The sequence below is a fragment of the Pseudomonas mucoides genome (assembly GCF_015461845.1).
GTDB classification, from domain to species: domain Bacteria; phylum Pseudomonadota; class Gammaproteobacteria; order Pseudomonadales; family Pseudomonadaceae; genus Aquipseudomonas; species Aquipseudomonas mucoides.
Genome location: NZ_JACOPW010000006.1, coordinates 176349 through 191108, shown reverse-complemented (window position 1 = coordinate 191108; position 14760 = coordinate 176349). Strand labels below are relative to the sequence as shown.

Annotated in this window: 15 protein-coding genes; 6 read left to right on the top strand and 9 right to left on the bottom strand. The window is 60.0% G+C overall.

The window, feature by feature from the left end; all coding sequences use genetic code 11:
* The first annotated feature begins 69 nt into the window (after nucleotides 1-69).
* The 4 genes from H8F22_RS24190 (at nucleotide 70) to H8F22_RS24175 (ending at nucleotide 3145) form a co-directional block, all read left to right on the top strand.
* A complete protein-coding gene (locus H8F22_RS24190) occupies nucleotides 70-345 on the top strand; it encodes a DUF493 domain-containing protein (protein WP_027924294.1) in 276 nt (91 codons plus the stop codon).
* Entirely contained in the window at nucleotides 345-992 is a 648-nt protein-coding gene (lipB, locus tag H8F22_RS24185; protein ID WP_027924293.1) for a lipoyl(octanoyl) transferase LipB, read from the top strand. The genes H8F22_RS24190 and lipB overlap by 1 nt, the downstream gene beginning before the upstream one ends.
* A 1-nt stretch (nucleotide 993) precedes the next feature.
* Nucleotides 994-2019: a lipoyl synthase gene (gene lipA, locus H8F22_RS24180; protein WP_027924292.1), complete on the top strand. Its 1026-nt coding sequence runs from the start codon at nucleotides 994-996 to the stop codon at nucleotides 2017-2019.
* Nucleotides 2020-2194: 175 nt separating this feature from the next.
* Nucleotides 2195-3145 (top strand): S66 peptidase family protein, encoded by a 951-nt coding sequence (locus H8F22_RS24175; protein ID WP_027924291.1) that lies wholly within the window; start codon nucleotides 2195-2197, stop codon nucleotides 3143-3145.
* 130 nt (nucleotides 3146-3275) lie between these two features.
* Here H8F22_RS24175 and H8F22_RS24170 read toward each other — a convergent pair whose 3' ends face one another.
* The 5 genes from H8F22_RS24170 to leuS all read right to left on the bottom strand — a co-directional run bounded on the left by H8F22_RS24170 (nucleotide 3276) and on the right by leuS (nucleotide 9342).
* Nucleotides 3276-4598, bottom strand: a complete 1323-nt coding sequence (locus H8F22_RS24170) for a lytic murein transglycosylase (RefSeq protein ID WP_194940767.1) — start codon at nucleotides 4596-4598, stop codon at nucleotides 3276-3278.
* Nucleotides 4599-4659: 61 nt separating this feature from the next.
* Nucleotides 4660-4824, bottom strand: a complete 165-nt coding sequence (arfA, locus tag H8F22_RS24165; RefSeq protein ID WP_003176285.1) for an alternative ribosome rescue factor ArfA — start codon at nucleotides 4822-4824, stop codon at nucleotides 4660-4662.
* Nucleotides 4825-4964: 140 nt separating this feature from the next.
* Entirely contained in the window at nucleotides 4965-6002 is a 1038-nt protein-coding gene (gene holA / locus H8F22_RS24160) for a DNA polymerase III subunit delta (protein ID WP_027924289.1), read from the bottom strand.
* A gap of 39 nt (nucleotides 6003-6041) precedes the next feature.
* Nucleotides 6042-6647, bottom strand: a complete 606-nt coding sequence (locus H8F22_RS24155) for an LPS-assembly lipoprotein LptE (RefSeq protein ID WP_027924288.1) — start codon at nucleotides 6645-6647, stop codon at nucleotides 6042-6044.
* A gap of 88 nt (nucleotides 6648-6735) precedes the next feature.
* Complete coding sequence (leuS, locus tag H8F22_RS24150) at nucleotides 6736-9342, bottom strand: leucine--tRNA ligase (protein WP_027924287.1); 2607 nt, start codon at nucleotides 9340-9342, stop codon at nucleotides 6736-6738.
* Nucleotides 9343-9621: 279 nt separating this feature from the next.
* On the opposite strand from leuS, the gene H8F22_RS24145 reads away from it, so the two are divergent.
* Complete coding sequence (locus H8F22_RS24145) at nucleotides 9622-9942, top strand: hypothetical protein (protein ID WP_027924286.1); 321 nt, start codon at nucleotides 9622-9624, stop codon at nucleotides 9940-9942.
* A 116-nt stretch (nucleotides 9943-10058) separates the two neighbouring features.
* Nucleotides 10059-10820 (top strand): YdcF family protein, encoded by a 762-nt coding sequence (locus H8F22_RS24140; RefSeq protein ID WP_027924285.1) that lies wholly within the window; start codon nucleotides 10059-10061, stop codon nucleotides 10818-10820.
* 40 nt (nucleotides 10821-10860) lie between these two features.
* Here H8F22_RS24140 and lnt read toward each other — a convergent pair whose 3' ends face one another.
* From lnt to H8F22_RS24120, 4 genes are read right to left on the bottom strand one after another with little or no spacing between them, the layout of a single operon-like run.
* Nucleotides 10861-12384: an apolipoprotein N-acyltransferase gene (lnt, locus tag H8F22_RS24135; RefSeq protein ID WP_059182105.1), complete on the bottom strand. Its 1524-nt coding sequence runs from the start codon at nucleotides 12382-12384 to the stop codon at nucleotides 10861-10863.
* A gap of 8 nt (nucleotides 12385-12392) precedes the next feature.
* A complete protein-coding gene (locus tag H8F22_RS24130) occupies nucleotides 12393-13232 on the bottom strand; it encodes an HlyC/CorC family transporter (RefSeq protein WP_027924283.1) in 840 nt (279 codons plus the stop codon).
* Nucleotides 13233-13237: 5 nt separating this feature from the next.
* Nucleotides 13238-13732: an rRNA maturation RNase YbeY gene (gene ybeY, locus H8F22_RS24125; protein WP_027924282.1), complete on the bottom strand. Its 495-nt coding sequence runs from the start codon at nucleotides 13730-13732 to the stop codon at nucleotides 13238-13240.
* Nucleotides 13725-14729, bottom strand: coding sequence for a PhoH family protein (locus tag H8F22_RS24120; protein ID WP_027924281.1), 1005 nt, complete (start codon nucleotides 14727-14729; stop codon nucleotides 13725-13727). Before H8F22_RS24120 ends, ybeY begins: the two co-directional genes overlap by 8 nt.
* Nucleotides 14730-14760 lie beyond the last annotated feature (31 nt).

The following is a 14760-nucleotide window of genomic DNA, read 5'->3' as shown; positions in this document are numbered from 1 at the left end:
TGACTTCGCGCTGATCCGGCGCGGGGTCATGCCCGTCGCCACGGCTTACGCTTACGAGGCCGTTACGCCATGACCGATACCGAAGTAAAGGCGCCAAAGATCGAATTTCCCAACGTTGATTACCCGGTTAAGGTGATCAGCGATACTGGCGTGGGCAACAAAGACAAGATTATCGACATCGTCAAGAAGCATGCGACCATCAATGATGACCGCATCGACGAGCGTCAAAGCACCAATGGCAAATACACCACGATTCAGTTGCACATCGTCGCCACCGATCAGGACCAGCTGTACAACATCAACAGCGAACTGCGGGCTACCGGCTTCGTGCACATGGTGTTGTGATGTCTGGCACGCTGGGCTTTCGTGAGCTCGGCCAGATGGCTTACGAGCCGGTCTGGCATGCCATGCAACGCTTCACCAACGAACGCGGCACCGAGGCTGCCGACGAAATCTGGCTGGTCGAGCACCCGCCAGTGTTTACCCAGGGGCAGGCTGGCAAGGCCGAGCACTTGTTGCTGCCGGGAGATATTCCGGTGGTACAGGTCGACCGGGGCGGGCAGGTGACTTATCACGGGCCCGGCCAACTGGTGGCTTATCTGCTGCTGGACGTACGCAAACTCGGGTTTGGTGTGCGTGACCTGGTCACCCGCATGGAACTGTGCCTGATCGAACTGCTGGCGAGTTACGGCGTCACTGCCGCCGCCAAGCCGGACGCACCGGGTGTCTATGTCGACGGGGCGAAAATCGCGTCCCTGGGGCTGCGGATCCGCCACGGTTGTTCCTTTCATGGCCTTGCCCTGAACGTGGACATGAACCTGGAACCGTTTCGACGAATTAATCCCTGCGGCTACGCCGGGCTGGCGATGACCCAGCTGAGCGATCACGCAGGACCGATTGAATTTGCCGAGGTAAGTGCCCGGCTGCGCGCGCAGCTCGTCAAACACCTCGACTATGCTGAGCAGACGACCCTAACGGGCGGAATCGACTGATATGACTACTGATGCAGTGCAAACCATGATCCCGACGCTCGATGTCACCGAGCGTCCGGCCCCGCGTGCCAAGGTTGAAGCCGGCGTCAAGCTGCGCGGCGCCGAGAAGGTTGCACGTATCCCGGTGAAGATCATTCCGACCACCGAACTGCCGAAGAAACCCGACTGGATTCGCGTGCGCATCCCGGTTTCCCCGGAAGTCGACCGCATCAAGGCCTTGCTGCGCAAACACAAGCTGCACAGCGTGTGCGAAGAAGCGTCCTGCCCGAACCTGGGCGAGTGCTTCTCCGGCGGCACCGCGACGTTCATGATCATGGGCGACATCTGCACCCGTCGCTGCCCGTTCTGCGACGTCGGCCACGGCCGTCCGAAACCACTGGACGTCAATGAGCCGCAAAGCCTGGCCATCGCCATCGCCGACCTGAAACTCAAGTACGTGGTGATCACCTCGGTTGATCGCGACGACCTGCGTGACGGTGGTGCCCAGCACTTTGCCGACTGCATCCGCGAGATCCGCAAGCTGTCGCCTAACGTGCAGCTCGAAACCCTGGTCCCGGATTACCGTGGCCGTATGGACGTGGCGCTGGAAATCACCGCGGCCGAGCCGCCAGATGTGTTCAACCACAACCTGGAAACCGTGCCGCGCCTGTACAAGGCTGCGCGTCCGGGGTCGGATTACCAGTGGTCGCTGACCCTGCTGCAACGCTTCAAGCAGATGATGCCGCACATTCCAACCAAGTCCGGCCTGATGCTGGGCCTGGGCGAAACCGACGAAGAAGTCATCGAAGTCATGAAGCGCATGCGCGAACACGACATCGACATGCTGACTCTGGGCCAGTACCTGCAACCGTCCCGCAGCCACTTGCCGGTGCAGCGTTTTGTGCACCCGGACACCTTTGCCTGGTTCGCCGAGGAAGGTTACAAGATGGGCTTCAAGAACGTCGCTTCCGGCCCGCTGGTACGTTCCTCGTACCATGCCGATGAGCAGGCGAAGCTGGTCAAAGCCGAGCTGATCTCGTCCCTGTAATTTGGCGATGACATAAAAGGCGCCCGCATGGCTTTTCAGGCCTTGCGGGCGTTTTTTTGCCTGGCCAGCGCCAGCCAGTGTTTTTTCCTGTAACCGGCGGGCGACTGAGCCTCTTCTGTTTGTCCCCGTTCCTGACTACTGTGTGCTGAAGATTTTCGCGCAGGGAGATTCATGGATGACCGTTCGACCGACCCACACGCTGTATCCGCATAAACCTGTTCCAGCCTTGCCGTTGGAAGGGTTGATCGGCGTGATTGCACCCGCCGGCCCTGCCGGGCTGGACACTGACAAGGCCATCGCCTGGATGCGCGCTCGCGGCTATGCGCTGCGGGTATTTCCCGGGGTGTACGAGAAGGAGGGTTATCTGGCCGGCAGTGACGAGGTGCGGCTCAATGATCTGCACGCGGCGTTCGCGGATCCCGAGGTGGATGCCATCATCTGCCTGCGCGGTGGTTATGGCACGCCGCGTTTGCTTGACCGTATCGATTTCGAACTGCTGCAAAACAACGCCAAACCGTTCATCGGCTACAGCGACATCACGGCGCTGCATCTGGCGATCAGTCGTTATGCCGGTTTCGTGACCTTCCATGGTCCGTTGCTCAATGCCGATCTGCTGGGCGACAAGCAGAAACCTACCGAGTCATCGTTTTTCAACATGCTCAGAGGCCAGGTGAAGGCCGGTAGCGTCATTTCGCACCCGGTGGCCTGGCCGTTGACCACGATTGAGCCAGGCATCGCTCACGGGCGTTTGCTTGGCGGTAACCTGTCGATGATTGCCGCGACCATGGGCACGCCCTACGAATTGGAAGCCGAGGGCGTGATCCTGTTGATCGAGGACGTCAACGAGCCGCTGTATCGCATAGACCGGCTGCTGACCCATTTGCGGTTGGCGGGTGCGCTGGGCAAGCTGCGCGGGGTTTTGGTAGGGGATGTGGCGGGGGTTGATGCGGTCGCGCTGGAGCGGTTGCTCAAGCAGACCTTCGAGCCGTTGCGGATTCCGGTGCTGGCTGGTTGGCGTAGCGGGCATTGTGATCCGAACCTGACGTTGCCGATGGGGGCTTTGGTTCGATTGGATGCGGGGAAGAAGGAGTTGGTGCTGGAGCAGGATGTGGTGGTCAAGGCTTAGAGCTTCGTCGCCTGATAGTCCGTCATCGCGAGCAAGTCGAATCGTCGCGCCGTCGCTCCCACAGGTTTTGTGTCGTACACAGAACCAATGTGGGAGCGGGCTTGTTCCGGGCGGCGTTCCGACGATGCTTCTAGCGGTTACGCAAACCTTCCAGCAACTTGTGCGTCGGATATCCATCCGCCGGCCAGCCAAACGACTGCTGTGCACTGCGGATCGCTTTGCGTGTATTGGCGCCGATAATGCCATCCGGGATGCCCGCGTCGTAGTTCTGGGCACTCAACAGGCTCTGCAATTCCATGCGCTCGGTACGGCTCAACGGCAAATCATCTTTCGGCCAGGTGCCGCTGATCAGCCCCGAACCATTGAAGCGTTCGGACAACAGACTCACCGCCAACGCATAGGACGACGAGTTGTTGTACTTGAGAATCGCGCGGAAGTTGTCGAGCACCAGGAATGCCGGGCCACGGTAACCGGCCGGCAGCAGCAGGGCTGCGGAGAGGTGTTCCGAGCCTGGCGGAATCCGAGCGCCAGCGGGCAGAGAAACCCCCAGTTGCAACCATTCGGCAACGCTTTTGCGAATTGTGCCATCGGCCAGGACGTAGTTGAAACTGCTTGGCAGTTGCACTTCAAAGCCCCACGGCTGGCCGTTCTGCCAGCCGGAGCTTTGCAGGTAATGCGCGGTCGAGGCCAGGGCGTCGGCGGGGCTGTTCCAGATGTCACGGCGACCGTCACCATCGAAGTCGACAGCGTGGGTGTTGTAAGTCGTCGGGATGAATTGGGTCTGGCCCATGGCGCCGGCCCAGGAACCGAGCATCTTATCGGGTGTGATATCCCCCTGTTGCAGGATTTGCAGGGCGGCGATCAGTTGATCGTGGGCAAAGCCGGGGCGCCGGCCTTCGTACGCCAGGGTCGCCAGGGAGTTGATGACCGACTTGCTGCCCTGGAACTGACCGAAGTTACTTTCCATGCCCCACACCGACACGAGTGCCTGGCGGTCGACGCCATAACGCTGTTCGATGCTTTGCAGGAGGGCCGCGTTTTCGCTGATCAGCGCTTGGCCTTTACGTACTCGCAGTGGAGAAAGGGCGCCGTCGAGGTATTCCCACACTGGACGGGAAAATTCCGGTTGGCTGCGATCCGCACGGATTACGCTGGGGTCGAAACTGACATTGGCAAAGGCGTGGTCGAACAGATCGGCGCGGATACCGGCGTTCAGTGCGTCTTTGCGGAAACCTGCTTGCCATTCGGCGAACGTCTGGGTGGGCTGGATGTCGAGGTTTTCTCCGGCCGGCACCACGGGCGGAATGACCGCAGGGGCTGTCGCGACGGGAAGGGTTTGCAGTGGCTGGGCGTCGGCGGCGGTTGGTTTTTCCGCGCAGGCGACAAGCAAAATGAGGCTGGAGGCAGCGATCAGTTGGCGAACGGGCCAACGACGGGAAAGACGAAGGGGCATGCACAGGTCCAGAAGATACGAATCAGGTACAGACCTTAACATGTCGAAGGGGTGTTCTGCTTTACGCAGCCAGAAAGTAAGAAGCCTCCCAGCTATTAGACTGGAAGGCTTCGCGGCGGTAGCTGCCTTTGCCCTTGCCGGCTCGCTCCTGACGGCTGCGGAACAGTGGCTGGGCGATAATGGATTTGGCCTTGTTCGGGCCATGCTTTGATGGCTTTTTGCTCATGATGATTCTCGCGAGTGAGTGGTTTTTGCAGGGCAAATCATCGGCTGAAGTTGGGGTTCTGTCTAGTCCCCACAGGTTGTAGGACCTTTCGTCGATCGCAAAACCTGTACCAGCTGGCGAAGCCTGCTACAAGGGTGTGTTTATTCGGCGGGCAATGTCAGGCGTTGACCGGCCATCAACAATGACAATCGACTAAGGCTCATCCACGGCGAGCCGGCCGCCTGACCCTTGATCTGCGCGTCAATGCGCTGCGCTTCCAGCAACAACTGCGCCCAGCGTTGCGCCGAGTAACGTTGCAGGGCTTTGCTCATCAAGGGTTTTCGTTTGTCCCAGACCGGTGGGCGGGCTGAGCTGAAGGCTTTGTCCAGTGGCACGCCCTGGCTGTATTGCAACGACAGGTTGGCCAGCAGACGCAGTTCCCGGGCCAGCGCCCAGAGAATGACCGGAGGTTCGACACCTTCACCGCGCAGTCCTTCAAGCATGCGCAACGCGTGGGCCGCCTCGCCATTCAGGATGGCGTCGGTCAGACCGAATACATCGAAACGTGCACTGTCGGCCACAGCGGCCTGTACGGTTTCGACGGTGATCTGCCCACCTTCGGCCATCAATTTGAGCTTTTCGATTTCCTGCGCGGCGGCGAGCAGATTGCCCTCGACGCGCGCGGCAATCAGTTCGACCGCGTCCTGGCTGGCCGACAACCCGGCTTGAGACAGACGCTGGCGAATCCAGCTTGGCAGCTGGTTGGCATCCACCGGCCAGATTTGCACAAACTGCGTGTGCTGACCTTCGACCAGCGCCTTGCCCCACTTGGTCTTCTGCGCACTGCCATCGAGCTTGGGCAAGCTGATCAGCAATATCGTGTCTTCGGCCGGGCGCGAGCAGTATTCGATGAAGGCGGCAGCGCCCTTGTCGCCGGGTTTGCCGGAGGGCAGGCGCAGTTCCAGCAGGCGCTTTTCGGCGAACAATGACATGCTCGCACCCGCCTGCAACAACGTGCCCCAGTCGAAACTGGCGTCGGCGGCGAAGACCTGGCGTTCATCGAAGCCTTGTTGGCGGGCGGCGGCACGAATGGCATCGGCCGCTTCCTGACACAGCAACGGGTCATCGCCGCTGATGATGTAGACCGGCGCGAGGGCACCTTGCAGGTGTTTACCGAGTTGGGCGGGGGCGAGTTTCATAAGAAAGGGCCATCGGGGCGCCGGAGCGCCCCGAAAGTCTTACTGTTGCGGGATCTGGACAGGCGACTGGCGCGGAGTATTCGCTTCAGCCTTCTGTGCGGCTTCCAGCGCCTGGGCTTCGGCCTTGGCCTTGGCTTCGGCGGTCTGCTGCAGCTGATCCAATTGGGTCGGGGTGATCTGTTGCAGGCGCAGCATCATGCGCTGAATCAGCTCGCGACGAGTTTCTGCACGGGCAGTGTCGGCGTCCTGGTCGGACCCCGCCAGGTTGTTGCCGTCATGCATGAAGATCTTTTGCACTTCGAGCTTGTCGCTGATCAGTTGCAGATCATGTGCGCCACGAATGTCGTAGTTCAGAACAGTGGTGATCTGATACTCGCCAGTATGGCCGCCACCTGCGTAGCTGATGATGCGCTGGCTTTCCTGCTCATTGGTCAGCACGAGCTTGTAAGGTGCGCCGGTGTAGACCTTGACGCCACTGCCTTCCAGCACCTGACGCATTTGCTTCACGGTCTCGCCGTAGGCGTTACGGGCGCTCAGGTCGAGTTCCTTGATCGCCAGTTCAGTGGTGCCGGTGCCGCGCAGCTGGAAACCGCAGGCGCTCAACAGGACCGCAAGGCCCATCACCAGCAGATTGCGTTTGATCATTTTGTTGCTCCCCTTGAAACCATGTGGGCCGATCTTGCGGCCCGAAAGGTTTTACTCGGCGCCGGGCATGGCCCGGCGCCTGATCCAATTAGCTGGCGACGATGTTGACCAGTTTCCCGGGCACGACGATCACTTTGCGAATAGTCAGGCCGTCGACAAAGCGCAGCACGTTCTCGTTGATACGGGCCGCGGCTTCGACTTCTTCGCGCGTTGCGCTGGCCGGCATTTCGATCTGACCGCGCAGCTTGCCGTTGACCTGGATGACCAGCGTCAGGCTGTCCTGCACCAATGCGTTCTCGTCCAGCACCGGCCAGGCGGCGTCGATCACCGGGGCAGCGTGACCCAGTCGATTCCACAGCTCGTGGCTGATGTGCGGGGTGATTGGCGCCAGTAGCAGCGTCACGGTTTCCAGACCTTCCTGAACCAGTGCGCGATCCTGTTCGGTGCCTTGCGGGGCTTTTTCCAGCACGTTCATCAGCGTCATCACCTGGGCGATGGCCGTGTTGAATTTGTGGTTCTGGCCGACGTCGTGGCTGGCTTGCTTGATCGCCTGGTGGATCGAGCGGCGAATGACTTTCTGTTCGTCGTTCAGGCCGGCGACGTCCAGTTTGCCCGGCAGGCCCTGAGTGACGTGGGCTTGAGCCAGGCGCCAGACGCGCTTGAGGAAGCGGTGCGAACCTTCCACGCCCGAGTCGGACCATTCCGCGCTCATGTCGGGTGGCGAGGCGAACATCATGAACAGGCGGCAGGTGTCGGCGCCGAACTGGTCAATCATCGACTGTGGGTCAACGCCGTTGTTCTTCGACTTGGCCATCTTCTCGGTGCCGCCGATTTCCACCGGCAGGCCGTCCGCGATCAGCTTGGCGCTGATGACCTTGGCCTTGCTGTCACGCTCGAGTTCCACGTCCGCCGGGTTGAACCAGGTGTAGGCGCCATTGGCCTCACGGCGATAGTACGTCTCGGCGATCACCATGCCTTGGGTCAGCAGGTTCTTGAACGGCTCGTTGGAGCTCACCAGGCCTTCGTCACGCATCAGCTTGTGGAAGAAGCGCGCGTACAGCAGGTGAAGAATGGCGTGTTCGATACCGCCGATGTACTGATCCACCGGCAACCAATGGTCGGCCGCGGATTTTTCCACCAGGCCGCCTTCATAGTGGGGCGAGGCGTAGCGGGCGTAGTACCACGAGGACTCGACGAAGGTGTCCATGGTGTCGGTTTCACGCTTGGCAGGCTGGCCACATTTAGGGCAGCTGCACTCGTAGAACTCGGGCATGCGAGCCAGTGGCGAACCGGCGCCGTCGGGTACGACGTCTTCCGGCAGCACAACAGGCAACTGGTCTTCCGGCACCGGCACGTCACCGCAGCTAGTGCAGTGGATGATCGGGATCGGGCAACCCCAATAGCGCTGGCGGCTGATACCCCAGTCGCGCAGACGGAACTGGGTGCGCGAGGCACCAAGGTTTTTCTTGATCAGCGCGACTTCAATGGCGTCAAACGCGCCGGCGAAATCGAGGCCGTCGAACTCGCCGGAATTGATCAGCGTGCCGTGCTCGCCATACGCGTCCTGCCACGGAGCCGGGTTGGTGTCACCCGAGCTGGTGCGCACCACGGACTTGATCGGCAGGTTGTACTTGGTGGCGAACTCGAAATCACGTTCGTCATGCGCCGGGACAGCCATGACCGCGCCATCGCCGTAATGCATCAGCACATAGTTGGCGACCCACACCGGCAGTTTCTCGCCGGTCAGCGGGTGCTCGACGAACAGCGAGGTCGGCAGGCCTTTCTTCTCCTGGGTGGCGACGTCGGCTTCAGCGACGCTGCCGCCCTTGCATTCAGCGATGAACGCTTGCAGCTCAGGACTGTTCTGCGCGGCCAGGGTGGCCAGCGGGTGTTCGGCGGCCACGGCAACGTAGGTCGCACCCATCAGGGTGTCCGGACGGGTGGTGAATACTTTCAGCGCGCCGGCTTGGCCGATGGAATCGACGTTGTACGGGAACTGCACTTCCATGCCGCGGGACTTGCCGATCCAGTTGCGCTGCATGGTCTTGACCTGTTCAGGCCAGCCCGTCAGTTCGTCGAGACTCTCCAGCAGCTCATCCGCGTACGCGGTGATCTTGAAGTAGTACATCGGGATTTCGCGCTTTTCGATCAGCGCGCCGGAACGCCAGCCGCGACCGTCGATTACCTGCTCGTTGGCCAGAACGGTCTGGTCGACCGGGTCCCAGTTCACGGTGCCGCTTTTCTTGTAGATCACCCCTTTTTCGAACAGGCGAGTGAACAGCCATTGTTCCCAACGGTAGTAATCCGGCTTGCAGGTGGTCACTTCGCGGGACCAGTCCACCGCCAGGCCCAGGCTGCGCAGCTGGGTTTTCATGTAGGCGATGTTTTCGTAGGTCCACTTGGCGGGCGCTACGTTGTTCTTCATCGCGGCGTTTTCCGCCGGCATGCCGAAGGCGTCCCAACCCATGGGTTGCAGAACGTTCTTGCCTTGCATGCGCTGGTAGCGGGAGATCACGTCGCCGATGGTGTAGTTGCGCACGTGCCCCATGTGTAGCTTGCCGCTGGGGTAAGGGAACATCGACAGGCAGTAGAAAGTCTCCTTGCCTGGCTGTTCACTGACTTCAAAGGACTTTTGCTCGTCCCAGAACGACTGGGCGGCGGCTTCGATTTCACGGGGCTGATATTGTTCGTGCATGGCTACTTTTGAACTGAATAGGGGTGGCCTAATCCTCTTCAATGCGACGCTGGACGGTGAGCACGCCAAATCGGCGTTTCGGTGCCCAGACGAGCTGGAAGTGGAGTTACAGGAAGCGCCGTAGCATACATGACCGCACTCTACCGAGGGAAACCCTGATTACGCTCGCGCGTCTCGCAAAAACGGCTGCGAGGGCCGTTGGTCGCAGTGTTCAGCCGGTTTGTTCATGGAAGCTAAGCTCTAAATGGGGAGTGAGTCTTATCTTCAATGAGGTGAGGGATGGTTGAATCACAGCAAAAAGCCACAAAACCGGAACTGTACGAAAGACTGATCGATCGTTTGGGAATGGCCCTGGACGCTGCAAAAACTGCTGGCCGGCTGCGCGATGAGCGTCCCCTGGAGCTGGAACTGCGCGGCCTTAGCCCCGCAGAGTTTGAATTGGTCAAAGCCTATCTGGATCGCTGTGAACGTGAAACACACGGATGCTTGTCAGCAGCAGTGAAGCAACTCGATGCACCACGTTCGGCCAAAATCATCTGGCTCAAGGACAAAGTACCCGGCAGGGACGCGGTAAAGGTCCGGTCTCTGCAATTCAAGTAAGGGCACTTGAGGTCATGGCCCGGCTTCTTTTTTACTCTTTTGAAGCATAGTCCTTCCATATCTGTTGTCGCATTGCGTCAACCCACTTAGGCTTCGGGCATCTCTGGAGATGCTCGATGCCTTTTCGATATTTTGTGAAACAACTGCTGTTACCTCCCGGTATTCTTTTGCTGCTTTTGGTCCTTGCGTGGTGGTTGCGCCGCTCAAGGCCAAGGCTTGCGGGTGCGTGCTTTGTTCTGGGTGTCGGTGGTTTCTGGTTGATGAGCTTGCCCGTGGTAGTGCAGTGGAGTGCCAAAGCGCTTGAGCGTGATCCGCCGTTGTCACGCGACGAATGGGCGACCCTGGGCCAGCGCGCGGACGCCATCGTGGTGTTGGGTTCCGGGCGTGAGCGCGGCGACATTGCCTGGGGCACCGACCAGCCGACTGGCATAGGGTTGGAGCGTGAGCGATATGCGGCGCGTCTGGCCAAAGCTTCCGGTTTGCCTGTGCTGACCAGCGGTGGCCTGCATTACGGTACGCCACCCACCGAAGCGAAGTTGATGGCGGACTCGCTGCTCGATGATTTTGGCGTGACGGTACGCTGGCAGGAAGGGCGTAGCCTCACGACGTGGGAGAACGCGAAGTTCAGTGCCGAGGTGTTGTTGCCTCAGGGTATCAAGCGGGTAGTGGTCGTGACCCAGGCCTGGCACATGCCGCGGTCTGTCTGGAGTTTCCAGAAGGCAGGGTTTGACGTTGTGCCTGCGCCGGTGGGCTTTTTAGGCGTCGACAATGCCCGACCGCTGGGCGGCTGGATGCCGGAATTCAAGTCGATCTGGCAATCCGGACAATTGATGAACGAGGCGGTGGGACAGGTCGGGTATTCGCTTTTCTATCGCTGATGATCGTTCCCACGCTGAGCGTGAGAACGATCAGATGGGGTCAGACGGTTTTTGCCATCCGGCTAGCAATCAACGCCCAACCAAACAACAACACGCAAACGATGATCAACGGCCACGAGCGCCATTGCAGGTACGGCGTCAGGTTGTGCATCGGCACCACTTCGCCGTAGAGGATGCCGCGTTCGAACTGCGGGATCTGCGCGGTAATCTGGCCAAACGGGTTAATCAGCCCGGATACGCCATTGTTGGTGGCGCGGATCATCCAGCGGCCCGCCTCCAGTGCGCGCATCTGTGCCATCTGCAAATGTTGCAGTGGGCCGATGGAGGTGCCGAACCAGGTGTCGTTACTGATGGTCAGCAGCAAATCACTGCGCGCCGCAAGGCTGGCGGCGAATTCCGGGTAGACCACTTCGTAGCAAATGAACGGCGCAACCTGATACCCCTTGGCCTGCAACATCGGCTGGTCGGCCGGTCCACGGGCGAAATCGGACATCGGCAGGTCGAAGAACGCGATCAGTCCGCGCAGTACATCCTGCAACGGCACGTATTCGCCGAACGGCACCAGTTTTTGCTTGAGGTAAGTGCCATCGCCTTCGCCGACGACTGTAATACCGTTGAAGAAGCGTTTCTCGTGACGCACTTCCTGACGGATCGGTACGCCGGTAATCAACGCCGAATTACGCTCGGCGGCGAAGTTGCCCATCATGGTCAGGTAGCCCTCGGCGGACGACTTGAGCACCGGTACGGCGGTTTCGGGCCAGATCAGCAGGTCGACGCGTTTGGAGCTGAAGCTCATGTCGCGGTACAGCTCCAATTGCGCGTTGAGCTGCGCCGGGTCCCACTTCATGCTTTGTTCGATGTTGCCTTGAATCGCCGCGACGCTGAGCGCAGGGCCCGCCGGGCTGGTCCAGGCATGTTCTTTCAGGGCCAGGCCGGCCACCCACGGGCCGACCAGCAACAACGCGCCCGCTGCAATAAACCCTTTACGCCCGGTGCGCACCAGTCGCAACGCGTTGTAGATCAGTGCGGCCGTCAGGGCGAGAGTGAAGGAAATCAACCACATTCCGCCTAATGGCGCGAGCCCGGCCAATGGACCGTTAAGCTGACTGTAGCCGGAATAGAGCCACGGGAAACCGGTGAGGAACCAGCCGCGAAATGCCTCCTGGCCGACCCACAACGCTGCAAACGCCAAGGCATCTGCCAGCGGTGCTTCGTTGCGACGTAGCCAGCGCGCCCAAATCCAGGCCGGCAGGGCAAAGAACCAGGCAATCGCTGCGGTGAACGCCAGCATCAGCAAGCCCGCCAGCAACACCGAGGCGCCACCGAAGTTGTGAATGCTGTAGTAGATCCAGCTGGTGCCGGCGCCGAACAGGCCAAAACCGAAACACCAGCCACGGCCCAGGGCCTGACGTGGGCTCAGTTCGCGCAAACCGGCGTAAAAGAAGCCGACCGCCAGCAATGCCAGTGGCCAGATATCGAACGGCGCCAGCGCCAGGGTGGTGAGTGCACCGGCCGCCACGGCCAGCAGATTACCGGGCCAGCCGGGACGGGTGAGACGGTGCATGTCAGTCCTTAACGGGCAATTGGAGTCAGGCGCAGCAGATGAATTCGACGGCTGTCGGCGTTCAGGATGCGGAAGCGATAAGGGCCGATTTCAGTGATCTCGTTGCGTTTGGGCAAGTGCCCGAACGCGCTCATCACCAGGCCGCCGACGGTATCGAACTCATCGTCGGAGAATTCGCTGTCGAAAAACTCATTGAAGTTTTCGATCGGTGTCAGGGCCTTGATCAGGAAGTCACCGCTGGGCAACGGCTTGATGTAGCTGTCTTCCTCTACGTCGTGCTCGTCTTCGATGTCGCCGACGATTTGTTCCAGCACGTCTTCGATGGTCACCAGGCCAGCCACGCCGCCGTATTCGTCAATGACGATGGCCATGTGGTTGTGGTTGGCGCGAAATTCGCGCAGCAGCACATTCAGACGCTTGGACTCGGGCACGAACGTGGCCGGGCGCAGCAGGTCCTTGATGTTGAAGCTGTCGCCGTTCTCCTTGAGGATCAATGGCAGCAAGTCCTTGGCCAGCAACACGCCCATCACGTCATCGTGGCTTTCGCCGATCACCGGGTAGCGGGAGTGGGCCGAGTCAACCACGGCGGGCAGAAACTCGCGAGGGGTCTGGGTCGCCTTGATGCTGACCATTTGCGAGCGCGGGACCATGATGTCCCGTACTTGCAGGTCTGCAACCTGGATGGCGCCTTCGACGATGGCCAGCGCTTCGCTGTCCAACAATTTGTTCTGGTGTGCATCGCGCAGAAGCTCCAGCAGCTCCTGACGGTTTTTCGGCTCGTGGGCAAAAGCCTGGGTGAGCTTACCCAGCCAAGACTTCTGCCCGTTGCTCGATCGATCTTCGCTCATAGCGATTACTCTGAATCCTTTGTTGTAACGATAGGGGATGTTTCGGTTTCGTCGTCCGCATACGGGTCGGGATAACCCAACTCTGCAAGCAACGTTCGTTCCAGTGCTTCCATTTCTTCGGCTTCGTCGTCATCTATATGGTCGTAACCCAACAGATGCAAGCAGCCGTGAATGACCAGATGAGCCCAGTGGGCCTTCAATTCCTTGCCTTGTTCGGCGGCTTCACGCTCGACCACGGCCACGCAGATCACCAGATCGCCCAGCAGCGGGATATCAAGGAACTCGTCGGGCACGTCGGCGGGGAACGACAGAACGTTAGTGGCGTAATCCTTTTGCCGCCAGGTGTGATTCAGCTCGCGGCCTTCTGCTTCGTCGACCAGGCGGATGGTCATTTCGGAGTCGGCAGTGCGCTGGCGCAGGGCGAGTTCGCACCATTGGCGGAACTCGGCTTCGCTGGGGGCGGACGCTTGTGTAGCCAGTTGCAGATCAAGCTCAAGCATCGCGGCGGTTGTCCTTGGGTGCTTCTTCGGTCACGCGATTTTCGAAGCGCTCGTAGGCTTCGACAATGCGCTGCACCAGTGGATGGCGCACAACGTCCTTGGGCATGAAATGGGTGAAGCTGATGCCCGGCACGTCCTTGAGCACCTCGATCACATGGTGCAGCCCGGACTTGGTGCCTTTCGGCAGGTCGACCTGGGTAATGTCACCGGTGATGACCGCGGTGGAGCCAAAGCCGATACGGGTCAGGAACATCTTCATTTGCTCGACGGTGGTGTTCTGGCTCTCGTCGAGAATAATGAAACTGTTGTTCAGCGTGCGACCGCGCATGTAAGCCAGCGGTGCCACTTCGATGACCTGGCGCTCGATCAGCTTGGCGACGTGTTCGAAGCCGAGCATTTCGTAGAGCGCGTCATAGAGCGGGCGCAGGTACGGGTCGATCTTCTGCGACAAATCGCCGGGCAGGAAGCCGAGCTTCTCGCCGGCTTCAACCGCTGGACGAACCAGCAGGATGCGACGAATCTGCTCGCGTTCCAGCGCGTCTACGGCGCAAGCCACGGCCAGATACGTCTTGCCGGTACCGGCAGGGCCGATGCCGAAGTTGATGTCATTACCGAGAATTTCTTTCACATAGCGCAGCTGATTCAAGCCTCGAGGGCGAATCATGCCTTTCTTGGTGCGCAATGCGACGGAAGGTTCGGAGGGGGAGACGTTGTCCAGTTCCTCGACGGCCGATTCCTGCAGGAACAGGTGAACCATGTCCGGCGACAGCTCGGTACCCTTGGTTTCCCGGTACAGACGGCGCAGGAGGTTTTCCGCGGAGGTGGTGTGTTTAGGTTCGCCGATCAATTCGAACTGGTTTCCGCGGTTGCGGATCTCGATCGTCAGGCGCTGTTCGATCAAGCGTAAATGCTCGTCGAATTGCCCGCACAGATTGGCGAAGCGGCGAGCCTCAAAGGGCTCGAGGATGAAACGATGCGGTTCTATGGGTGCGTTCAAGGTCGTATTTAGCCGCCCTGGGGCAATTAAG

What these genes read in the sequence shown, in the direction of transcription:
- holA (WP_027924289.1), bottom strand. Translation starts at nt 6,002, where the DNA reads ATGAAACTCGCCCCCGCCCAACTCGGTAAACACCTGCAAGGTGCCCTC.
- arfA (WP_003176285.1), bottom strand. Translation starts at nt 4,824, where the DNA reads ATGAGCAAAAAGCCATCAAAGCATGGCCCGAACAAGGCCAAATCCATT.
- H8F22_RS24175 (WP_027924291.1), top strand. Translation starts at nt 2,195, where the DNA reads ATGACCGTTCGACCGACCCACACGCTGTATCCGCATAAACCTGTTCCA.
- H8F22_RS24155 (WP_027924288.1), bottom strand. Translation starts at nt 6,647, where the DNA reads ATGATCAAACGCAATCTGCTGGTGATGGGCCTTGCGGTCCTGTTGAGC.
- H8F22_RS24190 (WP_027924294.1), top strand. Translation starts at nt 70, where the DNA reads ATGACCGATACCGAAGTAAAGGCGCCAAAGATCGAATTTCCCAACGTT.
- H8F22_RS24145 (WP_027924286.1), top strand. Translation starts at nt 9,622, where the DNA reads ATGGTTGAATCACAGCAAAAAGCCACAAAACCGGAACTGTACGAAAGA.
- lnt (WP_059182105.1), bottom strand. Translation starts at nt 12,384, where the DNA reads ATGCACCGTCTCACCCGTCCCGGCTGGCCCGGTAATCTGCTGGCCGTG.
- lipA (WP_027924292.1), top strand. Translation starts at nt 994, where the DNA reads ATGACTACTGATGCAGTGCAAACCATGATCCCGACGCTCGATGTCACC.
- ybeY (WP_027924282.1), bottom strand. Translation starts at nt 13,732, where the DNA reads ATGCTTGAGCTTGATCTGCAACTGGCTACACAAGCGTCCGCCCCCAGC.
- H8F22_RS24130 (WP_027924283.1), bottom strand. Translation starts at nt 13,232, where the DNA reads ATGAGCGAAGATCGATCGAGCAACGGGCAGAAGTCTTGGCTGGGTAAG.
- H8F22_RS24170 (WP_194940767.1), bottom strand. Translation starts at nt 4,598, where the DNA reads ATGCCCCTTCGTCTTTCCCGTCGTTGGCCCGTTCGCCAACTGATCGCT.
- lipB (WP_027924293.1), top strand. Translation starts at nt 345, where the DNA reads ATGTCTGGCACGCTGGGCTTTCGTGAGCTCGGCCAGATGGCTTACGAG.
- leuS (WP_027924287.1), bottom strand. Translation starts at nt 9,342, where the DNA reads ATGCACGAACAATATCAGCCCCGTGAAATCGAAGCCGCCGCCCAGTCG.
- H8F22_RS24140 (WP_027924285.1), top strand. Translation starts at nt 10,059, where the DNA reads ATGCCTTTTCGATATTTTGTGAAACAACTGCTGTTACCTCCCGGTATT.